This window comes from Amycolatopsis sp. lyj-23, from assembly GCF_046549135.1.
GTDB lineage: Bacteria > Actinomycetota > Actinomycetes > Mycobacteriales > Pseudonocardiaceae > Amycolatopsis.
The window spans coordinates 355,044-379,960 of the sequence record NZ_JAJPWN010000002.1; the positions used below are offsets into that span (position 1 = coordinate 355,044).

Below are 24,917 nucleotides of genomic sequence, written 5' to 3' on the forward strand. Positions count from 1 at the left end.
GCTACTGGCCCTGTCCGCCCGCGCCGGCCATCGCGACCACCAGCTTGCGCGGTCCCGAGTACGGCATGCGCCCGTGGGAGACGAGCATGTTCTCCAGGATGGCGATGTCGCCACCCTGCCACGGGAACACGATCGCCTCTTCCCGGTAGACGCGGCGGATCTCGTCGAGGTCGGCTTCGTCGATGGGGCTGCCGTCGCCGTAGTAGCTGTTGCGCGGCAGGCCGTGCTCGCCGAAGGTGGCCAGCAGCGTCTCGCGGATCTCGGGCGCCTGTGCGGAGACGTGGAACAGGTGCGCCTGGTTGAACCAGGCGGTCTCGCCGGTCTCCGGGTGCGTCACCACCGCCTGGCACACCTGGCGGGTCCGCAGGCCGTCGTCGGCGAGCCAGTCGTACTCGATCCCGGCGCGCCGGCAGAATTCCTCGACCTCGGCGCGCTCCTCGGTCCGGAACACGTCCTGCCACGGCAGGTCCAGGCCCTGCCCGTAGTTGCGGACGTACAGCACCCCGTGCTCGGTGAACCGGTCGCGGATCGCGGCGGGGATGCGGTCGAAGACGCGGGTGCTGTCCGCGAGCGGGGTCTGGCCGCCTTCGGGCGCGGCCCGCACCGAATAGAACCCGAGCTTCAGCGGCCACGACCGGCTGTAGGCCATCTCGTTGTGCTGCGGGATCTCCTGCGCGGCCGGGTATTCGGTAGAGGTGTACACGTTTCCCGCGACGTGACTGCGCGGCGTCGAGCCGTAGGCGTACTCGAGCATGTCGCCGCCGACCAGCCGGACCACCTGCTCGAACTCGGCGACGTCGCCGACGGTGAAACCACGCAGCAGCACGGCTTTGTGCCGTACGGTCTGCTCGCGGACCTGGTCGCGGTGGGCCTCGACCCAGGACAGCGCGTTGACGCCGTCCACCGCCGGGGTGAACAGCAGCGGCGTCGGGCCGTCGGCCGACAGCGGGCGGGCCGAGACCAGCGTCTCCGGCGCGAGGCTCACCGCGGTCCGCCGCCGGGGCCGGAACGGGGCTGATCCGCTTTCCCGAATGCTCATCTTCCCGCTTCCTGTCGTGCGTGTGCGTGGTCGGGTTCTGCCGCGACGGCCCGCCTGCGCCGTCGCAGTGCGCCTTGGCTGTAGGCGGCGGCGCCCGCGGCGTCCGCCGTCCGTTCCGCCCGGTCGGCAGCGGCGAGTTCGCCGGCCAGGACCGCGATCGGGATCCCCGGATCGGCCGTGACCGCGCGCAGCACGCGCCCGACGTGGCCGGCCAGCCGGACGATCCCGGCGGGCCGGAACAGGTCGGTCTTGTACTCGCAGACCAGCGCCAGGCCGGCGGTCGTGCGGTGGAACTCCAGGCGAAGGTCGTAGCGGGCCATGCCGGGTGGCGTGCCGGCCGGCTGTGCGCCGAGGCCGCCGAACGTGGCGGCGGCGGGCTCGTCCTGGACGACGAACCAGGTCTGGAACAGCGGCAGGTGGCCGGCCGAACGCTCCGGCCGCACCTCTTGCACGACCCGTTCGAACGGTGCCTCGGAGTGTGCGTAGGCGTCCAGGCACGAGGACCGGACCTGCTCGAGCAGGCCGGCGAAGGTGGGTTCGCGGCCCGGGACCGCCCGCAGCACGACGGTGTTGACCAGGCAGCCGATCAGCTCCTCGAGCTCGGGCCGGGACCGGTTCGCGACCGGGGTCCCGGCCACCACCTCGGGCAGGTCCCTCGCCTGGTGCAGGGCGAGCGCGGTGGCGGCGAAGAGCACCATGAACGGGGTCGTGCCGGTCCGGTCGGCGACGTCGGGCACGCCGGCCGCGACCGCGGCGGGCAGGCCGGCCTGGTGCACCGCGCCGGCGTGGGTCTGCACGTCCGGCCGGGGCAGGTCGGTCGGCAGCGGGGCCGGGGACAGCCCGGCCAGCCGCGCCCGCCAGTACGCGAGATCGGCCGCGACCTGCTTGCCCGCCGACCGTTCCCGCTGCCAGGCGGCGTAGTCGGCGAACTGGATCGGCAGCGGCGCACGGGCGATCGGTTCGCCGGCGACCGCCGCCTGGTAGTTCGCCCCCAGCTCGCGCAGCAAGAGGTCGAGCGAGTGGCCGTCGGCGATGAGGTGGTGCAGGCACAGCGCGAGCCGGTGGTCCGCCGGGCCGGACCGGACCAGCACGATCCGCCACAGCGGGCCCCCGGTGAGGTCGAAGGGGGTCTGCGCGACCGCCCGCACGACGCGGTCGGCGCGGTCCGGCCGGCCGGTCATGTCGACCAGCGGGAGGTCGGCGGCGAGCCGGTCCCGGGCGAGCTGACCCACGTCGTCGCCGGTGACGGTCAGGTGGGTGCGGAGGCTTTCGTGCCGGTCGACGACTGCTTGCAGCGCCGTGCGCAGGGCCCGAGGGTCCAGTTCGCCGGTCAGCCGGACGGCACCCGCGATGTGGTGGAGCGGCGTGCCCGGCCGCCACCGCTCCAGGAACCAGAGCCGCAGCTGCGCCGACGAAAGCGGTGCGGGACCGGTCCGCTCCCGGGGGGCGATCGGGGCTTCGCCGGGCTGGGCGCCGTCGATCTCCTTCGCCATCGCGACGAGGTCGGGCGCGTCGAAGACGGTGCGCAGCGGCAGGTCGACGCCGAACTCGGCGCGGATCCGGCCCTGCAGCCGGGTGGCGATCAGGGAATGCCCGCCGAGCGCGAAGAAGTTGTCGTGCAGCCCGGCTTCCGGCACCCGCAGCACGGCGCACCAGAGCCCGGCCAGCGCCAGCTCGGTGGGCGTCCGCGGCGCAACGTGCCCGGTCGCCGGTTCGCCGCCGCCGGTGCCCGGGTCGGGCAGCGCGGCGACGTCGACCTTGCCGTGCGTGGTCAGCGGGAACGCCTCGAGCGTGACGTAGTGAGCCGGACGCAGGTGTGCCGGAAGGGTTTCCCCGACGCGGGCGCGGAGATCGCCGATGTCGCCGTCCGCGGTGAGGTAGGCCACGAGGCGCTGGTCGCCGGGCTCGTCTTCGCGCAGGACGACGCGCGCGCCGGTGACCCGGGGATGGCGGCGCAGCACCGCTTCGATTTCGCTCGGCTCGACGCGGTGGCCGCGCAGCTGCACCTGGTCGTCGGACCGGCCGAGGTAGACGAAGGCGCCGTCCGGCCGGGCGTGCGCGCGGTCGCCGGTGCGGTACACGCGGGAGCCGGGTTCCCCGTGCGGGTCCGGCACGAACCGCTCGGCGGTCAGCCCGGGCCGGCCGAGATAGCCGCGCGCCGGCCCGGCGCCGCCGACGTGGAGGTGCCCCGCGACCCCGGCGGGCACCGGCCGGAGGTCGTCGTCGAGCAGGTACACGCGCAGGTCCGGGATCGGGCGTCCGATGACGCTGCCGGAGACGCGGGTGAGGTCCGGGCGGCCGACCTCGTGGTGGGTGACGTGGACGGTGGTTTCGGTGATGCCGTACATGTTCACCAGCCGCGGCCGGTCCAGCCCGCACCGCGCGGCCCAGCCGGCGAGCCGGTCCGCGGGCAGCGCCTCGCCGCCGAAGACGACCGTGCGCAGCGCGGGCAGTTCGCCGGCCGTCCCGGCCAGCGGCAGGAAGGCCGACGGCGTCTGGTTCAGCACGGTGACGGCCTGGTCGCGGAGAACCCGGGCGAAGTCGGCGGGTGCGCGGCGCGTGGTGTCGTCGACGAGGACGAGGCGACCACCGTGCGCGAGCGCGCCCCACATCTCCCACACGGAAAAGTCGAACGAGACGGAGTGGAACAGGCTCCACACGTCGTGCGGGCCGAACCCGAACCAGTGCCGGGTGGCGTCGAACAGCCGGGCCGCGTTGCCGTGGGGGACCAGGACGCCCTTCGGCTGCCCGGTCGATCCGGACGTGTAGATCACGTACGCCAGCTGCGCGGGATCGACCGGCGCCGGCACGGGCTCGGCCGCCCCGGCGGCGGCCGTGATCACGCGCGGGCCGGCCGGGACCCGGGCGGCCAGGTCCGGCGCGGTGACCACCACGGACGCGCCGCTGTCGGACACCAGGTAGCCGAGCCGTTCCTGCGGGTACGCCGGGTCGAGCGGCAGGTACGCCCCGCCGGCCAGGTGGCAGGCGAGCACCGCGATCACCTGGAGCGGCCCCCGGTCCAGCAGGACGCCGGTCAGCACCTCCGGACCCACGCCGGCGGCGCGCAACCGGCCGGCCAGGGCCCCGGCACGGCGCAGCACGGCGCGGTAGGTGAGCTGCTCCTCGTCCCACACCAGGGCCACCGCGTCGGGCTGCCGTCGGGCGGCCGCGACGAACCGCTCGATCAGCGCCGGGCCGTGGACCGCGGCCGGCGCGGGGTTCCAGGCCCGCACCAGTTCGTCGTCCGCCGGAGCCGCCGAGACGGTGCCCACGCACTGCGCCGGGTCGGCCACGAAGGACTCCAGGACGCGGGTCACCTGACCGGCCAGTTCCGCCGCGCAGTCCTCGGTGTAGCGATCGGTGGCGTACAGCAAGCGGAGCGAGAGCCGTTCGCCCGGTGCCGCGACGAGGGTCAGGGCGGCATCGGTCTGCTCGGTGGCGCGCACGTCGTGCGCCCGCAACCCGCCACGCGGCCGGACGGCTTGCTCGCCGAGCGGGTAGTTCTCGAAGACCACCAGGCTGTCGAACAGCCGCGTGCCGCGCGGCACGGCACTGTGCCCCTGGACGCGCACCAGCGGCGTGTGCTCGTACTGACGCACCTCGGCGAACGATGACTGCACCGCACGCAGCCAAGGCGTCACAGCGGCGGCCGGGTCGGCCCGCAGGCGCAGGGGAAGGCTGTTGATGAACAGCCCGACCATGCCCTCGACACCCGGCAGTTCCGGCGAACGGCCGGACACGGTCACCCCGAACACGACGTCGTCGGTCTCGGCGTGGCGGGCGAGAACCAGGCCCCACGCCCCCTGGACCGCGGTGCTGAGCGTCAACCCGTGGGTTCGGCACAGCTGCCGGAGTTCGCGGGTGCGCTGCGCGGACAACGCGACCTCGGCGGTGGCGGCACCGGCCGGCCCGCAACCCGGCTGGTCCAGGGGAAGCGGAGTCGGCGCGGTGAACCCGGCGAGCGCCTCGCGCCACACCGCGTCGGCCGCGGCGGTGTCCTGCTCGCGCAGCCACGCGACGTACTCCTGGTACGGCGGAACGGCGGGCAGCCGTGGCCGTCGTCCGGCGCGACGGGCTTCGTAGCAGGTGAAGACGTCGGTCAGGACGACCGGCAACGACCAGCCGTCCATCAGCAGATGGTGGTGCGTCCACACGAACCGGTGGGTCCGTTCGGCGACCCGGGCGAGGGCGAAGCGGAACAGCGGCGGCTCCGTCAGGTCGAAGGAGGCGGCGCGTTCGCTCTCCAGCAGGTCCGCCACCAGCGCGGCCACGTCGTCCCGGCCACGCCAGTCGGGCACCCGCCAGGGCTCGGGCACCTCGCGGTGCACGACCTGCACGGGATCTTCGCCGTCGGCCTGGTGGAACGTCGTGCGCAGCGCCGGGTGGCGGGAAACGACGTCGTGCCAGGCACTCCGGAAGACCTCGACGTCGAGTTCGCCTTCGAGCGCGAAGGAAAGCTGCACGACGTACACGCCGCTGTCCGGTGACAGCAGGGCGTGGAAGTGCATGCCCTGCTGCAAGGGCGACAGCTCGTAGGTGGCTTCGACGCCGGAGTCGCCGGTGGTGCCGGCGAGCGTGCCGGCGTGCCGGAGGAACTGCCCGGCGAGCCGGGCGATGGTGCTCTCCGCGTGCCTCGCGGGCGCGTAGGTCCAGCGGACGTGCAGCCGTCCGGCCACGACGAACGCGGTGATCTCCACCGGGTACGGCCGGGGCTGGCGCGGGTCCTGCGTGCCGGCGGGCAGTTCGGCGGCGAGTTCCCACGGTGCGTCGGCCAGGCCGCCGTCGAGCCGGCCGAGGTAGTTGAAGCACACCTCCGGCACGGGAAGGGAGCGCAGCGGAGCATCCGGCCCGTGCCGCAGTGCCAGGCAGCCGGTGCCTGCTGCTTCGGCGCCGTCCGCGCCGAGGACGACCGGCTCGATGACGGTGAACCAGCCGACGGTGCGGGTGAGATCGGCTTCCGGCCCGGTGTCCCGGCCGTGGCCTTCGACGTCGACCAGCACCCGGTCGCGGCCGGTCCACTCGGTCAGCACCCGGCCCAAGGCGGCGTGCAGGATGGCCTTCGCCGACCGCGCGCCGACCGGCCGCAGCAGTGCCGAGGTCTCGGGCTCGCCGAGGGCGACGGTCACCGTGCAGGCGTCGCCGCAGGTGCCGGCACCGGCGTGGGGGAAGTCGGCGGGGACACGGCCGTCGTACTGCTCCAGCAGCGACCGGCACCGGCCCGGATCGCCCGCGCGTCCGGCGGCCGACCGGGCCCACTGGCGGAACGAGGTGGTCTTCGGCGGCAGCGTGACCGGCTCGCCCCGCAGCGCCTGCCGGTAGGCGGCGGCGAGGTCGTCGAGCAGGATCCGCCAGGAGACCCCGTCCACGCCGAGGTGGTGCGCCACCAGGAGCACGCGGTGGTCGTCTTCGGCGACGACGGCGTACAGCGCGCGCAGCAGCACGCCGCCGGCCAGGTCGAGCGAGCGTTGTGCCGTCGCGGTCAGGGGGGCGAGGGCGGAGAGCCGGTGGTCCGCGGGCAACGCGGACAGGTCCGCGACCTCGAGCAGCGTCGGTGGTTCCGCCGGGACCGGGGCATTGTCCAGCGTTCCGCCGCCGTCCTCGCGCAAGCGCAGGCGCAGTGCGTCGTGGTGCGCCTGCAGCGCTTGCAGTGCCGCCTCCAGCGCCACCGGGTCGAGCGGGCGGGCGGACCGGAGCTCGAGTGCCTGGTTGAAGTGGTGCGGGGCGGGCAGGTCCCGGTCGAGGAACCAGCGCTGGATCGGCGTCGGCGGGACCGGTCCGGTGACCGGTCCTTGCTCGGCGGCGACGGCGGGTGCCGCGCCGGCGACCGCGGCCAGTCCGGCGACGGTCTGGTGCTGGAACAGCTGTTGCGCGGTCACGGCGAGACCGGCCTGTGCCGCGCGGGACACGACCTGGATGCTCAGGATCGAGTCGCCGCCGAGCGCGAAGAAGTTGTCGTCCCGGCCCACGCGGGCGACCCCGAGCACCTGCGCCCAGACCGCGGCGAGGGCGCGTTCGGCCGCGGTGCGCGGCGGCCGGTGTTCCGCGTTCGCGGTGAAGTCGGGCGCCGGCAGCGCGTCCCGGTCCACTTTTCCGTTGGCGGTCAACGGCATCCGGTCGAGCAGCACGACCGCGGCGGGGACCATGAACTCCGGCAGGCGGCGGGCGCAATGCTCGCGGAGCGCGGCCGCGGTCGGGCCGGGGCCGGTCACGACGTAGGCGGCGAGCCGCGTCGTGCCGGGCGAGCCGGTGCGGACCAGCACGGCGGCTTCGCGAACCGCGGGGTGTTCGAGCAGCACGGACTCGATCTCGCCGGGTTCGACGCGGAACCCGCGCAGCTGGACCTGGTCGTCCGCGCGGCCGAGGAAGACCAGCCCGCCGTCGTGGCCGAACCGGGCCCGGTCGCCGGTCCGGTAGAGCCGGTCGCCCGGAGACCCGAAGGGATCCGGCAGGAACCGGTGGGCGGTCAGCCCCGGCCGGCCGAGGTAGCCGCGCGACAGTCCGGGCCCGCTCACGTACACCTCGCCGGCGACGCCGGGCGGGACCGGCCGCAGGTGCGCGTCGAGCAGGTGGACCCGGGTGTTGGCGAAGGGCCGGCCCAGGGTGGGCTCGGCGTCTTCGGCGCGGCACTCGCCGATGGTCGCGCCGACGGTGCACTCGGTCGGCCCGTAGCCGTTGAGGAACCGCCGGCCCGGTGCCCAGCGGCGCACCACTTCCGTGGTGACGGCTTCGCCGGTCGAGGTCAGCACCGCGAGGTCGGGCGGGGTGGCGGGCAGCGACGCCAGCGCGGACGGCGCCAAGGTCGCGTGGGTGATCGCCTGCCGGACCATCAGCCCGGCGAGTTCCGGGCCGGGCAGCCGCTCCTCGCCGGTCGCGACGCAAAGCGCGCCGCCGAAGCAGAGCGCCATCACGATGTCCCAGAGCGAGGCGTCGAACCCGAACGAGGCGACGGCCAGCACGCGGGACGCCGCCGTCGGGGCGATGACGGTGGCCTCGGTGGCCACCAGGTTCGTGAGTCCCCGGTGCGCCATCAGGGCGCCCTTGGGCCGGCCGGAGGAGCCGGAGGTGTAGATGGCGTAGGCGAGGTGGTCCGGGCCGGCCCCGGCCGCCGGTGCGGATTCGCTCGCCGCGGCGATCTCGGCCCGGTCGTCGTCGAGGCACACGACCGTGCCGGCCCCGGCGGGCACCGCCTCCGCGAGGCCGCTGGTGGTGACGACGACGCGCAGCCCGCTGTCGGCGGCCATGAACGCGAGCCGGTCCGCCGGGTAGGTCGGGTCGAGCGGCAGGTAGGCCCCGCCGGCGACGAGCACCGCCAGCAGGCTGACGATCGACTCGCAGGAGCGCTCGAGGAACACGCCGACCGGCGTCTCGGTGCGCACGCCCCGCGCGCGCAGCACGTGGGCGAGCCGGTTCGCGGACCGCACCAGGGCGGAGTAGGTGAGCTGCCGGTCGCCGCAGACGACCGCGACCGCGTCCGGGGTCCGGGCGGCCTGGTCCGCGACGAGGTGGTGCAGGCACCGGTCGGCGGCGGTCGGCACCGCGGTGTCGTTCCACTCGGCGAGTTGCCGCGTTTCGGCGCGGGTGAGCAGCGGTACCGCGCTCGCCCGTCCGCCGGGATCGGCGGCCATCGCCGCCAGCAGCAGGCAGTAGTGCTCGGCGAGCCGCTCGACGGTGCCCGAGGCGAACAAGCCGGTGCTGTACTCGATGACGCCGTGGAGCCCGCCGGTGGTCTCGGTCAGCGCGAACGCCAGGTCGAACCGGCTGGTACCGGGGTCGAGATCGAGCGGGCGGGCGGTCACGCCCGGCAGGTCGACGTCGAACGCGGAAGCGTTCTGCAGCGCGAACAGCACCTGGTAGACCGGGTTGTGGCTGAGGTCGCGCTCGGGCCGCAGCGCCTCGGTGACCAGTTCGAACGGCACGTTCCGGGCGTAGGCCGCCAGACAGGTCTCCCGGACCTGGTGCAGCAGGGCGCGGAAGGTGGGGTCGCCGTTCGTCCGTGCGCGCAACGCGATGGTGTTGGCGAAGAAGCCGACGACGTCTTCGAACTCCGGCCGTTCCCGGTTCGCGACCGGCGTTCCGACGACGACGTCGTCCTGCCCGCTGTGCCGGGCGAGCAGGACGGCGTACGCGGTGAACAGGGTCATGAACAGGGTGACGCCTTCGGCGCGGCTCAGCGCGACCAGGCGCTGGTGCAGGTCCGCGGGAACGGCGAAGGTGTGCACGGCGCCGGCGAAGGTCTGCACGGACGGACGCGGCCGGTCCAGCGGCAGCTCGTGCAGCGCGGGTGCGCCGGCGAGCCGGTCACGCCAGTGGTCCAGCCGCGCGGTCAGCTCCGGGCGGTCCTGCTGCCAACGGGCGAACTGGGCGTACTGGGCCGTCGGCGGCGGCAGCGGGATACCCCGGTACGCGTTGGCGAAGTCGCGCAGCAGCACGGAAAACGACCAGCCGTCGACCACGGCGTGGTGCCCGGCCAGCACCAGCACGTGGTCCTCGTCGGCGACGCGCACCAGGGCGGCCCGCAGCAGCGGGGCGCGCCGGAGGTCGAACGGGCGCCGCGCGACCCGCGCGGCCAGTTCCGGCGCCGCGTCCGGCGTCGCCTCGGCATCGACCAGCTCGATACCGACGTGCAGCTCGTCGGCGACCACCTGGACCGGCTGCCCGTCTTCGACCGCGATCGTGGTGCGCAGCGCGGCGTGCCGGGCGACGACGGCGTTGAGCGCGCGTTCCGCGGCCGGCACCGACAGCGGTCCGGTCAGCCGCACCGCCACGTGTGACACATACGCGGCCGTGCCGGGCAGAAGCTCTTCCAGGAACCAAAGCTGGCGCTGACCGGACGAGAGCGGGGCGGGGGAGCCGGCCGGCGGGAGCACGGCACCGGCGTCCGTGCGGTCCTGCCCGGCGACCTCGCGGGCGAGCGCCGCGAGGTCGGCGGCCTCGAACACCGCGCGCACCGGCAGGTCGACGCCGAACGACGCGCGGACCCGGCCCTGCACCATGGTGGCGAGCAGGGAATGGCCGCCCAGTGCGAGGAACCGGTCGCGCCGGCCCACCTGCGGGACGGCGAGGACGTCGGCCCAGATCGCCGCGAGGCGCCTTTCGATCTCACCGATCGGTTCTTCGTACGGCAGGCCCGGATCTCGCCGGACGGCAGGCAGGGCCGCCCGGTCGACCTTGCCGTTCGGTGTGGTCGGCAGCGCGTCGAGGACCACGAACGCGTCGGGCACGAGGTGTGCCGGCAGCACGTCGGCACAGTGCGACCGGAGGTCTTCGGCAGCCGTTCCCGGGGCCACCACGTAGGCGTTCAGCGTGTCGGCCGCCGGCACGACGACGCAGTCGTGCACCGAGGCGTGCTCGCGCAGTGCGGCCTCGACCTCGCCGGGCTCGATCCGGTGGCCGCGGACCTTCGCCTGCAGATCGAGCCGGCCCACGAAGTCCAGTTCGCCGTCCGGACGGCGGACCACGCGGTCGCCGGTCCGGTAGAGGCGTTCGCCCGGTCCGCCGAACGGGTCGGGCACGAAGCGTTCCGCGGTGGTCCCCGGGCGCCGCCAGTAGCCGCGGGCCAAGCCGGGCCCGCCGAGGAAGAGCTCGCCCGACGAGCCCGGCGGCACCGGCCGGAGATCGGCGTCGAGGACGTGCGCGACGGTGTCCGCGACCGGGACGCCGATGGTGACCGGCTCGTCCGCCACGCAGGTCGCCGCCGTGGACCAGACCGTCGCCTCGGTGGGGCCGTACAGGTTGTAGAAGCGGCGGCCGGGGGCCCACCGGCGGACGATCTCCGGCGGGCACGCCTCGCCGGCGACCGAGATCGTCCGGAGCGCCGGCAGCGGAGCGGGCGACGTGACCATCAGCGCGGACGGCGGCAGGGTCACCGTCGTCACCGCTCGCCGGTCCAGCGTCGCCACCAGGTCCGCGCCGGGCATCAGCCGTTCGCCGGGGAGGACCAGCGTGGCGCCGGAGCACAACGCCATGACGATCTCGAAGACCGAAGCGTCGAAGCCGGCGGACGCGAACTGCAGCACTCGCCGTCCGGGGCCGGCACCGAGGATCCGCTGCTGCGCGCGGGCCAGACCGGCGATGCCCCGGTGGGTGAGCAAGGTGCCTTTCGGGCGTCCGGTCGAGCCGGAGGTGTAGATGACGTAAGCCAGGTCGTCGACGCGCGTGGCAGGGAGCCCGGCCGCGGTCTCCGCGGGCCACGGCCGGTCGAGCGGCAGCACCCGGGCGCCGTGGCGGGGCAAGGCGAGCGCGGAGTGCGTGAGCAGGAGGGGCACGTCGCTGTCCTCGAGCAGGAACCCCAGCCGCCGGGCCGGGTACGCCGGGTCCAGCGGCAGGTAGGCCGCGCCGGCCTTGAGCACCGCGAGCAGCGCCGTCACCAGGTCCGCGGTGGGCGGGAGGCAGACACCGACGCGCACGTCCGGGCCGACGCCGAGCGCGCGCAAGCGGCGCGCCAGGGCAGTGGTACGCGTGTCCAGCGCCCGGTAGGTGAGCTGGTTCTCGCCCTGGACGAGCGCGATCGCGTCGGGTGTCGCGCCCGCGTGCGCGGCGAACAGTTCGGGCAGCGTGGCGCGGCCGGACGGGCCGCCGGCGGGCGTCGTGGCGCCGTCCGGTGTCTTCGGTGCCGTCATGCGGCCGTAGCGGCAGCGCGCCGGAAACCCACGATGGCCGTCGTTCGTGACTTGCTGGATAACACGCTGAAACGCCCCCAGAATGGCGTGGCTGCTGATCAATTCGCCCTTGCGGACTCTCGCACGCTAGCACGGCAACGGTACCCCGCCAACCGGGTTCCACGGCGGAAACAATGCGCTGCGAAAGGTAGCGAAGCATTGAGTCCAATTACGATCATTGCGATTGAACCGGTGCGTCGAGCGCATTGCCCGGAAGGGTCTTGCACGTGTTCCGGTCGAGCCTCTACTGTCGGGCTCGCCGGTCCGACGGCGGAAGACGGGGGGGCGACTTCTTGAGTGCCGAAACGGCTGTTCCGGTCGAAAACCCGGAGGCGTTCGATCTGGCCGACCCGGCTACCCACGCCGATCTCGAGCTGTCCGGGCTGTGGCGTTGTCTGCGTGACAACGAACCGGTTTACCGGCATTCCGAAACCGTGCACGGACCAGAATTCTGGGTGATATCGCGGCATGTCGACGTGCAGGCGGTCTATAAGGACAACGCGCGATTCACGTCGGAACGCGGCAACCTCCTCACCACTTTGCTGCGCGGTGGCGACACGGCGGCCGGGAAAATGATCGCGGTGACCGACGGGCCGCGTCAGCGGGAACTGCGCGCGGTGCTGCTCAAGGCGTTCTCACCGCGGGTCCTCCAGCGGGTCGCCGAGCGGGTGCGCCAGTCCACCCGCCGGGCCGTGCAGGCCGCGGTGCGGCGCGGTGAATTCGATTTCGCGGGCGAAGTGGCCGACCGGATCCCGATGACGACCATCTGCGACCTGCTCGGGGTGCCCGAGGCCGACCGGCCGCAGCTGCTGCGGCTGAACAAGTCGGCGCTGAGTTCCGACGACGACGGCGAAACCTTCAGCGACGCGTGGGCGGCGCGCAACGAGATCCTGATGTACTTCGCCGAACTGGCCGAGCAGCGCCGGGCGCACCCCGAGGACGACGTGATCAGCGCGCTGGCCACGGGCAGCATCGGCGATCGCGCGCTGACCGTGCACGAGATCATCTTCAACTGCTACAGCCTGGTCATCGGCGGCGACGAAACCGCGCGCCTGTCCATGTGCACCGCGGTGCACGCGCTGAGCGAGCACAAGGACCAGTGGCGCGCCCTGCGCGACGGCGAGGTCGCGATGGAGACCGCCGTCGAAGAGGTCCTCCGCTGGGCGACACCGGCGATGCACTTCGGCCGGGTCGCCCTCGAAGACGTGGTGCTGCACGACCGCACGATCGCCGCGGGCGACATCGTGACCGTGTGGAACTGCTCGGCGAACCGGGACGAGCGGGTCTTCGACCAGCCCGGTGTCTTCGATCTGGGCCGTCGGCCCAACAAGCACGTCACGTTCGGCTTCGGCCCGCACTTCTGCCTCGGCTCGTACCTGGCGCGGGTGGAGATGGCGGCCCTGCTGGCCGCGCTCGCGGAGTTCGCCGCCGACATCGAGCCGTCCGGGCCGGTCACCCGGGTCCGGTCCAACTTCCTGAGCGGTCCGAGCCGGCTGCCGGTCGCGGTCGTCCCGACCGCCGCCGTCCACGAGCTGGACCTGGTGCCGTGAGAGACGTCGCGGACATCTACCCGCTTTCCCCGCTGCAGCAGGGCCTGCTGTTCCACACCGTCGCCGACGACCGCGGCGGGATGTACGTGGAGCAGGTCGCGTTCCGGGTCGAGGGCCGGTTCGACCCGGGCGCCTTCGCCCGCGCCTGGCAGCGCGTCGTCGACCGGCACCCGGCGCTGCGGACTTCGTTCCTGTGGCAGAAGCTGGCCCAGCCGGTCCAGGTGGTGCACCGTGAGGTGCGGCTGGACGTCGTGGTCGAGGACTGGCGCGGTGCGAGCGACGCCGAGCGCGAGCGGCGGCTGGCGGCGTTCCTGCGCGCGGACCATGTCCGCGGGTTCGATCCGGCGCGGGCTCCGCTGCTGCGCATCACGTTGATCCGGCTCGCCGAGGACGCCTGGGAGATCGTCTGCAGCAACCACCACCTGATCTTCGACGGCTGGTCCCGCGCGACCTTGCTGCGCGAGGTGATGGCGTACTACACGGCTGCGCCGGGCACCGATGTCGAGCTGCCGGCCGTGCGGCCGTTCCGGGACTACGTCGCGTGGTTGCAGACCCGCGACGACGAGGCCGCCGGGCAGACCTGGCGAGCGGCGCTGAGCGGGTTCACGACGCCGACGACGCTGCCGTTCGGGACAGCGGAACCCGGTGCGGCCGGTTCGGCCGGCGTGGCCGTCGAGCTGGACGAGGAAGCTACGGCGGCCCTGCGGCGGATGTGCCGTGCGCACGGGCTCACGACGAGCACCGTCGTGCAGGCCGCCTGGGGCGCGTTGCTGGGCAAGCACAGCGGCACCGACGACGTCGTGTTCGGCGTGACGGTGGCCGGGCGCCCGCCGGAGCTGACCGGCGCCGAGGACATGGTCGGGCTGTTCATCAACACGGTTCCGGTGCGCGTGCGCTGGTCGGCCGGACAACCGGTCGGCGAGTGGCTGCAGGAGCTGCAGCGCACGGTCGCCGGGCTGCGGCAGTACGAACACACCCCGCTGGCGTCGATCCGGGCGGTGAGCGACGTCCCCGGTGGGGTCGCGTTGTTCGACAGCCTGGTGGTCTTCGAGAACTATCCGGCAGGCGACGGCTCCGTGCGCGGCGAGCCGGACACGGTCGTGCGCGACGTCCGGGTGGCCGAGCGGACCGAGGTGGCGTTGACCCTCGTCGCGGCCCCGGGCGACCGGCTGAGCCTTCGCCTGCTCTATGCCACGGACCGCTACGACGAGCCGGCCGCCGCCGGGCTGCTCGGCCGGCTGACGCGGCTGCTCGCGGCCATGGCCGCCGATCCGGCGCAACCGGTCCACCGGTTGCGCCTGCTGTCCGCGGCGGACGAGCAGGAACTGCTGCGGCGGTGGAACCCCGACGCCGCCGAGCCGGCCGCCGCCCCGGCGCCACTGGTGACCCGCTTTCTGGCGCAGGCACGGACGCGGCCGGACGCCGTCGCCGTGGTGTGGGGGCAGGAGCAGCTGACCTACGGTGCCGTGCTGCGGCGCGCCGCCGGCCTCGCCGGTCGGCTGCGGGCGGCGGGCGTCGGGCCGGAGACGCTGGTCGGCGTGCTGTCGGAGCGCGGACCCCGGCAGGTGGTCGCGGTGCTGGCCTGCCACCTGGCCGGCGGGGCGTACCTGCCGCTGGACCCGGCCTACCCGGCCGAGCGGATCGGGTACCTGGTGGCCGACAGCCGGACGCCGATCGTCGTGACCACCGCGGACCTGGTCGCGCGGGTGCCCGCCGGCCCCGCGGTCGTCGTCCTGGACGAACGCGAGGCCGAGCCGGTGGACGCGCGGGTCGACCCGGCCCAGCTCGCGTACGTGATCTACACGTCGGGTTCCACCGGCCGACCCAAGGGCGTGCTCGTGCCGCACGGCAACGCGGCCCGGTTGTTCGACGCCACCCGGCGGTGGTCCGGTTTCGACACCCGCGACACCTGGAGCCTGTTCCACTCGATCGCGTTCGACTTCTCGGTGTGGGAGCTGTGGGGCGCGCTGGCCCACGGCGGCCGCCTCGTGCTGGTCGGCGACATGACGCGGCGGTCGCCGGAGGAGTTCGCGGAACTGCTCGCCGAGCAGGCGGTCACTGTGCTGAACCAGACGCCGTCGGCGTTCCTTCCGCTTGCCGCCGTCGCCGACGAGCTGCCCGCCTTGCGCACGGTGGTCTTCGGCGGCGAGGCACTGCCCGCCGACCAGCTCGCCGGCTGGGCGAGCCGTACCGGGCTGCGCCGGCCGCGGCTGGTGAACATGTACGGCATCACCGAAACCACCGTGCACGTGACCCACCACCGGGTGACGGACGCCGACCTGCGGCCCGGTGCCGGTTCGGTGATCGGCAGGCCGATCGCGGATCTGCGCGTCTACCTGCTCGACGCCGACCTGCGGCCGGTGCCGCCGGGCATGGCGGGCGAGCTCTACGTCGGCGGCGCCGGACCCGCCCGCGGCTACCTCGGCCGGCCGGGGCTCACCGCCCAGCGGTTCGTGCCGGACCCGCACGGCGGGCCGGGCACCCGCGTGTACCGCACCGGCGACCGGGCCCGGGCGCTGCCCGACGGCACGTTCGTCTACCTCGGGCGCAGCGACGGCCAGGTGCAGGTGCGCGGCCACCGCGTCGAGCCCGGCGAGGTCGAAGCCGCGCTGCGCACGCACCCGCGGGTGACCGCCGCCCACGTGCTGCTGCGGGACCACCGGCTGGTCGCGTACCTGGTCACCACCGGCGACGTCCCCGACGTCCGCGAACACCTGGCCGCTTCGCTGCCCAGCTACCTGCACCCCGCGCACTACGTGGTCGTCGACGCGTTCCCGTTGACCGCGCACGGCAAGATCGACATCGCCGCGCTGCCGGCGCCGTCCACGGACCGCGCCCGGTCGGGGGCAGAGTACGCCGAGCCCGGCACCGCCGCCGAACGCGTCCTCGCCGAAATCTGGCAGGACATCCTCGGCGTCGACGCGGTCGGCGTGCACGACAACTTCTTCGCCCTCGGCGGCGATTCGATCCTGAGCATGCGGATCGCGGCCCGGGCGATGCAGGCCGGCCTGCGGATCAACCCGCGGCAGCTGTTCGAACACGAGACGGTGGCCGAACTGGCGGCGGCAGCCGGCGCCGCCGGCACGGAGCCCGCGGCTCCGGTCGAGCCCGACCCGGTGGGCCCGTTCCCGCTGACGCCCGTCCAGTCGTGGTTCTTCGCCGCGGAACGGCCCGCGCCGCACCACTTCAACCAGGCCTTCGTGGTCCGGCTCGACCAGCCCGCGGACCCGGCCGTCCTCCGGGCCGCGCTCGCGCACCTGACGGCGAAGCATCCCGCGCTGCGGCTCCGGTTCGAGCAGCGCCCCGACGGCCGATGGCAGCAGCGGATCGCCGAGCCCGCGGATCACCCCGAGTTGCTGCGCTGCGTCGACCTCTCCGCGAGCGCCGATCCGGCCGGATCGTTCGAGGAGATCGCCACCCGGGCGCAGGCTTCGATGGACCTGGACGGCGGCCTGCTCCTGCGCGCGGTGCACGTCCGCCTGGGCGACGACGGCGAGCGGCTGCTGCTGGTCGTCCACCACCTCGGCGTCGACGGCGTCTCGTGGCGCATCCTGCTGGCCGACCTGGCCGCGGCTTGTGCCGCACTCGCCCACGGCGGGCCGGTGCCGGCGAGCACGTCCGGCACCTCGTTCGCCGCCTGGGCGACCCGGCTGGCCGAGTACGCCGAGTCGGACGAAGCCGCTGCCGAGATCCCGTACTGGCGGGAGATGGTCCGCTCGGCGAGCGCCCGGCTGCCCGTCGATTTCCCCGGCACCGGACCGCTGACGGCCGGCGGCACCGCCACCGTCACCCGGTCCCTGAGCCGGCGGCGGACCCGGGACCTCCTGCACGCGGGCCCGGCCCGGGTGCGCCCGGTGGAGGTCATGCTCGCCGCCCTCGGCCGGACGCTGGGGGAGTGGTCCGGCCACGACCGCGTGGTGGTGGACACCGAGGGGCACGGCCGCGAACCGCGGTGGACCGGCGTCGACCTCACCGGCACCGTCGGGTGGTTCACCAGCCTCCACCCGCTCGAGCTGGCCGCGGGAGACGCGGTTCCGGCCCTGCGGCACGCGAAGGCCCGGCTGCGGTCGGTCCCGGACGGCGGCATCGGGTACCAGCTGCTGGTGTACGGCCGCGGAGTCCGCTTCGGGGCGGCCGACCGCGAGGTCCTGTTCAACTACCTCGGCCAATTCGACGACACACCCGAGAACGGCTCCGGCTGGCGGCTGTCCGGCGAGCCGGCCGGGAAGCCGCAGGACGACGCCGCCCCGCGCCGGTACGCGCTGGAAGTGAGCGCCGCCGTGGCGAACGGCAAGCTCCAGGTCCGCTGGACCTACAGCCCCGGCAGGCACCGCGAGGTGACGGTGGCCCGGCTGGCGTCCCGCTTCCTCGACCGCGTCACCGAGTTCGCCGCGGCCGCGGAAGACGCCGCACTGGCGACTCCGGAGGACTTCCCGCTCGCGGCGGCCGGCCAGGACGCCGTCGACCGATTCGCCGCTCTGCCAGGCGGTCTGGAAGACCTCTACCCGTTGTCGCCCACGCAGCAGGGGATGTTGTTCCACCTCCTGTACGCGCCGGAGGGCGGCGTGAACGTCGAGCAGGTGACGTGCCGGCTCACCGGCGACCTCGACGTGCCGTCGCTGCGCTCGGCGTGGGCGGCGGTGGTCGCGCGGCACCCGGTGCTGCGCACGTCCTTCCACTGGCGCGACGGCGACACTCCGCTGCAGGCGGTGCACCGCAAGGTGGAGCTGCCGTGGCGGGAGCTGGACTGGCGCGACCGGACCGCGGCCGCGCAGCGCGACGCGCTGACCGAACTGCTGCGCGCGGACCGGGCCGAGCGGTTCCGGACCGAGAGCGCGCCGCTGATGCGGCTGACGCTGGTCCGCACCGGCGAGGACACCCGTGAGCTGATCTGGACCCACCACCACCTCCTGCTGGACGGCTGGTCGCTGGCCCGCGTGTTCCAGGAGGTGCTCGCGTTCCAGCGGGCCGCGCTGACCGGCGTCGAGTTCACCCCGGCACCGGCCCGGCCCTACCGCGACTACCTCGGCTGGCTCGCCGATCGGGATCCGGCGCAGGCGGAAGCCTTCTGGCGCAAGGAGTTCGGCGACTTCACGGCGCCGACACCGTTGCCTGCCGAACCGGGCGAACCCGTGCCGGGCACCGGGGCGGCCACCGAGATCGTGCACCTGACGGCCGGCCAGACCGCCGCCGTGCAGGAGTGCGGCCGGCGCAACCAGGTCACGCTCGGCACCCTGGTCCACGCCGCGTGGGCGCTGGTGCTGCACCGGCACAGCATGGAGACCGGGGTGGTGTTCGGCACCGTGGTGGCCGGCCGGCCCGCGGACCTGCCCGGCGTCGAAGGCATGGTCGGCCAGTTCATCAACACCCAGCCGGTGCGGCTGGTGGTCGAGCCGGACCGGCCGGCGCTGGACTGGCTGCGCGACGTGCAGTGCGCCCTCGCCGATGCCCGCCAGTTCGAGTTCACCCCGCTGGTGGAGATCCACGGCTGCAGCGCGGTGTCCCGGGACCAGCCGCTGTTCGAATCGGTGCTGGTGTTCGAGAACTACCTGGTCGAGCAGCTGCCCGAAGCCACGGCGGCGCGACCGGCCGGGATGCCGGCGGTGGACCGGCTCCGCGGGCTCGAGCAGACCGGCTATCCGCTGACGCTGATCGCGGCACCCGGTGAGCAGGTCCGGCTTCAGCTGCTCTACGACGGCGACCGCTTCTGCGCGCAGACGGCGCACCGGCTGCTCGAGCAGGTCCGGACCGTGCTGGGTGCGCTGGCGGACGATCCGCGGCGCGTGGTCGCGGACCTGCCGGTGCTGGCCGAGGACGAGGTCCGGCAGGTGCTCGCCGAGTGGAACGACACCGCCGTGCCGTTCCCGCTGGACCGGACGTTCCCCCAGCTGTTCCAGGCGCAGGTGACGCGAACCCCGGACGCGCTCGCGGTGGTGGACGACGACCGCGAGCTGACCTACGCCGAGCTGGCCGCGGCCGCCGCCCGCCTCGCGCACCACCTGCGCGGACTCGGCGTCGGGCCGGAGACGAAGGTCGCGCTCTGCCTCGACCGCTCGATCGACCTGATCATCGCGATTCTCGCGGTGTGGCAGGCAGGCGGTGCCTATCTCCCGGTGGACAGCGCGCTTTCGGCCGAGCGTATCGCCTTCATGCTCACCGACGCCCGTGCGGCGGTCGTCGTCACGACGAGTGCGACCCGCGCCGTCCTTCCGCCGACCGACGCCCACATCGTCTGCGTCGACAGCGACGACGCCGTCATCGCGGCCCATCCGGCCGAGCCGCCGGACCCGCGGACCGGGCCCGGCCACCTCGCCTACGTCATCTACACTTCCGGCTCGACCGGCGTGCCCAAGGGCGCGATGGTCGAGCAGCGCGGGATGGTGAACCACCTGCTCGCCAAGGTCCGCGCCCTCGGCCTTTCGCCTGACGACACGGTGGCCGCCACCGCATCGCCGTCCTTCGACATCTCGGTGTGGCAGTTCTTCTCGGCCGTGCTCGCCGGCGGCACCGTCCGGGTGTTCGCGGACCGGGTGGCCCACGACCCGGTGCGGCTGATCGCGGAGACCGCGCGCCGGCACGTGACGATCCTGGAAGTCGTGCCCTCGATGCTCCGCGCGATCGAGGCGTCGCCGACCGGGCCGGACCTGCCCGCCCTGCGGTGGCTGCTGCTCACGGGCGAGGCGCTGCCCGCCGACCTCTGCCGGACGTGGCTCACCCGGTATCCGCGGATCCCGCTGCTCAACGCGTACGGCCCGACAGAGTGCTCCGACGACGTCACGCACCACGTGATCGCGGCCCCGCCCGCGGCGGACGCCTCGGGGGTGCCGATCGGCACGCCGTTGCCCAACACCCGGCTGTACGTGCTGGACGACCGGCAGCGGCCGGCTCCCGTCGGCGCGCCCGGCGAGCTGTGCGTGGGCGGCAGCGGGGTCGGCCGCGGTTACGCCGGCCGTCCCGGCCGCACCGCGTCGGCCTTCGTCCCGGATCCGTTCGGACCGCCCGGCGCGCGGCTTTACCGCACCGGCGATCTCGTGCGCGCCGCGGCCGACGGCACGCTGGAGTTCCTCGGCCGCATCGACCACCAGGTGAAGCTACGCGGGTTCCGGATCGAGCTCGGCGAGATCGAGGCGGTCCTGCACCGGCACCCGGCCGTCCGCGACGCCGTCGTCCTGCTCCGCGAGGACGTGCCCGGCAACCAGCAGCTCGTCGGGTACGTGGTGACGGGATCCGGTGACGCGGACCTGCGGGCGCACTGCGCCGAACGGCTGCCCGGACACATGGTGCCGTCGGCGTTCGTCCGGCTGGACGAGCTGCCGCTGACGCCCAACGGCAAGCTGGACCGGCGGGCGCTCCCGGCGGTGACCGGATTCGCGACGGCGGCCGAAACGGACCGGCCACGGCCGGGCATGGAAGAACTGGTCGCGACCGTCTGGTCGAGCGTCCTCGGCGGGACGCCGGTGGGCCGGCAGTCGGTCTTCTTCGCGCTGGGCGGACATTCGCTCTCGGCGATGCGCGTCATCGCCCGCCTGTCCGCCTTGGTGCACGCAGAACTCCCGCTGCGCGCGCTGTTCGACCACCCGGCACTGGCCGACTTCGCCCGGTTCGTCGAACGAGCGGGGGCGGCCGACGACGGCGCGCCGGCGCCGGCCCCGGCGCCGCGCACCGGGAACATCCCCCTTTCCTTCGCACAGCAACGTCTTTGGTTCCTCGACCGCTGGGCACCCGGCAGCTCGGCGTACAACCTGCCGATGGCCGTGCGCCTCACCGGCGAGCTGAACGTCGCCGCGCTGGCGGACGGCCTGCGGACCGTCGTGCGCCGCCACGAGTCGTTGCGCACCACCATCGCCTGCGACGACGGAGCGCCGTACCAGGTGATCGCCGCGACGCCGGACGTCCGGCTGCCGATGGTCGACTTGAGCGGGCTCGACCGGGCAGCGGCGGTCGTGCGCGCTCGTTCGCTGGCGGAGCAGGACGCGCGTACGCCGTTCGATCTCGAAACGGGCCCGCTGCTGCGGGCGGCGTTGGTGCGCCTGGCCGGAGACGACCACGTCCTGCTGCTGAACCTGCACCACATAGTCAGCGACGGCTGGTCGTCGGGCGTGCTCGTCGCGGAGCTGACCGAGACCTACACCGCGGCCGTCGAAGAACGGCCCGCGGTGCTGGCCGACCTTCCGGTGCAGTATGCGGACTTCGCGGTGTGGCAACGTGATCTGCTCAGCGGCGACCGGCTGGAGCGCGAGCTCGCCCACTGGCGGGAGAAGCTGGCCGGCGCGCCGGGCCTGCTGGCGCTTCCCGCCGACCGGCCACGGCCGGCGGTGCAGACCCACCGGGGTGCGAACCTCGCCGTCGACCTGCCCGCGAAGGTGGCGGCCGCCGCGCGGGAACTGGCCGGCGAGGAAGGCGCGACCGTCTTCATGGTCCTGTTCGCCGCCTTCGCGGCCGTGCTGTCGGGCTACAGCGGTCAGCGGGACCTGCTGGTCGGCACCCCGATCGCCAACCGGTCCCGGCCCGAACTGGAGCCGCTGATCGGGTTCTTCGCCAACACGCTGGTCCTGCGGGCCGACCTGAGCGGCGCGCCGACCGGTCGCGAACTGCTCGCCCGGGTGCGCGACACGACCGTGGACGCCTACACCCACCAGGACGTGCCGTTCGAGTTGCTGGTCGACGCGGTGCAGCCGGAGCGCTCCCCGAGCCACAGCCCGTTGGTGCAGGTGCTGTTCGTGCTGCAGAACGCGCCGGCGGGCGGCGCGCCGTGGCCGGGGCTGGAAATCAGCGCGCTGCACGATGAGCCGGCCGGCGACACCGCGCGCTTCGACCTCACGCTTTCGGTGCGCGAATCCGCCGAAGGGCTGCACGCCAACGTCGAGTACGCCACCGACCTGTTCGACGAAGAGACGATCGTCCGGCTGGTGCGCTCGTACGAGAGCGTGCTCGGCGCGATGGCCGGGGACCCGGACCGGCGTGTGCCGGATCTGCCGCTGCTGCCCGCACCGGAACTCGCGGCGCAGGCCACGCTCACCGGCCCCCGGGCCGAACTGCCCGAAGCCGGCCTGGCCGCGCTGGTGCGCGCGCAAGCGCGGCTGACGCCCGACTCGGTGGCGGTGGCTTCGGCCGGGCGAGAGCTGACCTACCGGGCCTTGTGGGCCAAGGCAGAGCGGCTGGCCCACCGGTTGCGCGCCTGCGGAACCGGCCCGGAGGACCGGGTCGGCGTCTGCCTGGACCGGTCGCCGGAGCTGGTCGTCGCGCTGCTCGGCGTCCTGATCGCCGGTGCCGCCTACCTGCCGCTCGATCCGGAGCACCCGGCCGGACGGCTTGCGTCCTTGCTGGCGGACGGCGATGTCGCGGTGCTGGTCACCGACCGGCCGCCCCCGTCGGACATCGAGGTGGTGCACCCGAGCGACGGCGCCGCCGCGGAACGCGGGCCGCTGCCCGAAGTGGCGCCGGACAACCTCGCCTACGTCATCTACACCTCCGGCTCGACCGGACGGCCCAAGGCGGCGATGAACACCCACCGCGCGATCGTCAACCGGTTGCGGTGGATGCAGGACACCTACCGCCTGGACGGCGCCGACCGGGTGCTGCAGAAGACGCCGGTCACCTTCGACGTCTCGGTGTGGGAGTTCTTCTGGCCGCTGCTCACCGGCGCGCGCCTGGTCCTCGCCGACCCGGGCGGTCACCGCGACCCGCGCTATCTCGCGGAGCTCGCCGACGAGCAGGCCGTCACCACCGCGCATTTCGTCCCGGCCATGCTCTCTGCCTTCGTCGACGCTCCGGAGTCCGCCCGCGCGAGTTCCCTGCGCAGGCTGATCGCCAGCGGCGAGGCACTGGCCGCGGACGTCGTCCGTGCGGTCGCGGCGAGACTGCCGGGCGTGCCGCTGCACAACCTCTACGGGCCGACCGAAGCCGCGGTCGACGTGACGCACTGGCGGTGCCCGCCGGATCCGGCGGAGGTGCCGTTGGGTGAACCGGTGGCCAACACCCGGATCCACGTGCTGGACCACCTCCTGCGGCCGGTGCCCGCCGGGGTGGCCGGCGAACTGTGCATCGGCGGCATTCAGGTCGGTCGTGGTTACCACGGCCTGCCGGGCCTGACCGCGGAACGCTTCGTGCCCGACCCGGCCGGAGCGCCGGGTGCGCGTCTCTACCGCACCGGCGACCAGGTCCGCCTGCGCGCCGGCGGCGTGCTCGAGTTCCTCGGCCGGCTCGACCACCAGGTCAAGATCCGCGGGCTGCGCATCGAGCCGGGGGAGGTGGACGCGGTGCTCGTGGCGCACCCGGACGTGCGGGCCGCGGTCACCGTCGTGCACGGAACCGGCGACTCGGCGCGCCTGGTCGGGTACGTCGTCGCGGACGCCGAAGTGGACGATGCGGCGCTGCGCGCGCACTGCGGCCGCACGCTGCCCGCGTACGTGGTGCCCGCTTCGTTCGTGCGGCTCGCGGAGCTGCCGTTGTCGCCCAACGGGAAGATCGACCGGAAGGCGTTGCGGCCATCGGACGGCGACGAGCTCGGCGGGGTCCCGTACCGGGCTCCGGCGACGCCGTCCGAGGAGCGGGTCGCGAAGGTGTGGCAGGTCGTGCTCGGCGTACCCGAGGTCGGCGCGGACGACGACTTCTTCGCGCTGGGAGGCCATTCGCTGCTGGCGACCCGCGTGCACGCCCGGCTTCGCGCCGAGTTCCGGGCCGACCTGCCGTTGCGGGCGCTGTTCGAGCTGCCGACCGTCGCCGGGCTGGCCGCCGAGCTCGACCGCCGGTCCGCGGACGGCCCCGTCGCGAGCGCGCACGCCATCCGCGCGGTGGGCCGCGACGGCTACCGCCGCCGGAAGTCCGAACTCCGAACACCACGCGCGACCACCCCGGCAGCGCCGTCCAAAGGGGGAGATGCGGGATGACCGACGTGTCCGACACCGCCGGACTGACCTACGGGAGCTACCTCGAGCTGGACACCCTCCTGCGGCTGCAGCGCCTGGTGAGCGAACCCGAACACCCGGACGAGCTGCACTTCATCGTGACCCACCAGGCGATGGAGCTGTGGTTCAAGGTGATGATCCACGAGCTTCGCCGGGTCCTGCCCTGCCTCGCCGACCGGCAGTGGGCGCGCGCGGTCACCCGGATGCGGCGGGTCAACGAGATCTTCACCGCCCAGATCGCGCAGATGACGACGCTGAACACGCTGGAACCGAGCGCGTTCCTCCAGTTCCGGCACGCGCTCGGCACGGCGAGCGGCTTCCAGTCCGTCCAGTTCCGGGTGCTCGAGGTGCTGGTCGGCCTGCGCGAGCCCGGCTACCTCGACGAACTGGCGTCGGCAGGCAGCGGCGTGCTGCCTGCCGACGTGACCGCCGCGCTCGCGGTGCCGAGCCTCGCCGAAGTGGCCGTCGGGGTGCCGAGCGCCGCGGGCGCCGACGACTGGGAGGCGGTGTACGCCGAGCCGGACCGGCATGCCGCGCTGGTGCTGCTCGGCGAGGAGCTGCTGGACCACGACCGGATGTGGCTGCGCTGGCGGCACGAGCACCTGTGCCTGGTCGAGCGGGTCATCGGCCGGCTGGTGCGCGGCACCGGGGGTGGATCGTCCGGCTACCTCGAAGGCCGGGCCGCCCAGCGGGTCTTCCCGTTCCTGTGGGACCTGCGCCGGCAGCTGACCTTGTCCACCGAAAAAGCACCGCGCTGCTGAGC

5 protein-coding genes are annotated in these 24,917 nt (G+C 74.0%); 3 read left to right on the forward strand and 2 right to left on the reverse strand.

Annotated elements, in window-relative coordinates; all coding sequences use genetic code 11:
* Position 1 precedes the first annotated feature (1 nt).
* Positions 2 to 1,039, reverse strand: a complete 1,038-nt coding sequence (locus ACLJPY_RS04370; protein ID WP_410586701.1) for a TauD/TfdA family dioxygenase — start codon at positions 1,037 to 1,039, stop codon at positions 2 to 4.
* On the reverse strand, positions 1,036 to 11,658 hold the full coding sequence (locus ACLJPY_RS04375) for an amino acid adenylation domain-containing protein (RefSeq protein WP_410586702.1): 10,623 nt from the start codon (positions 11,656 to 11,658) through the stop codon (positions 1,036 to 1,038). Before ACLJPY_RS04375 ends, ACLJPY_RS04370 begins: the two co-directional genes overlap by 4 nt.
* 494 nt (positions 11,659 to 12,152) lie before the next feature.
* Between ACLJPY_RS04375 and ACLJPY_RS04380 the strand changes: the two genes are divergently transcribed.
* The 3 genes from ACLJPY_RS04380 to ACLJPY_RS04390 are packed head-to-tail and all read left to right on the forward strand — an operon-like array spanning position 12,153 to position 24,915.
* Positions 12,153 to 13,247, forward strand: coding sequence for a cytochrome P450 (locus tag ACLJPY_RS04380; protein WP_410586703.1), 1,095 nt, complete (start codon positions 12,153 to 12,155; stop codon positions 13,245 to 13,247).
* Entirely contained in the window at positions 13,244 to 24,136 is a 10,893-nt protein-coding gene (locus tag ACLJPY_RS04385; protein ID WP_410586704.1) for an amino acid adenylation domain-containing protein, read from the forward strand. Before ACLJPY_RS04380 ends, ACLJPY_RS04385 begins: the two co-directional genes overlap by 4 nt.
* Entirely contained in the window at positions 24,133 to 24,915 is a 783-nt protein-coding gene (locus tag ACLJPY_RS04390) for a tryptophan 2,3-dioxygenase family protein (RefSeq protein WP_410586705.1), read from the forward strand. Before ACLJPY_RS04385 ends, ACLJPY_RS04390 begins: the two co-directional genes overlap by 4 nt.
* Positions 24,916 to 24,917: the final 2 nt, after the last annotated feature.

Coding starts and splice junctions, on each gene's coding strand:
- ACLJPY_RS04370 (WP_410586701.1), bottom strand. CDS start 1,039: ATGAGCATTCGGGAAAGCGGATCAGCCCCGTTCCGGCCCCGGCGGCGG.
- ACLJPY_RS04375 (WP_410586702.1), bottom strand. CDS start 11,658: ATGACGGCACCGAAGACACCGGACGGCGCCACGACGCCCGCCGGCGGC.
- ACLJPY_RS04390 (WP_410586705.1), top strand. CDS start 24,133: ATGACCGACGTGTCCGACACCGCCGGACTGACCTACGGGAGCTACCTC.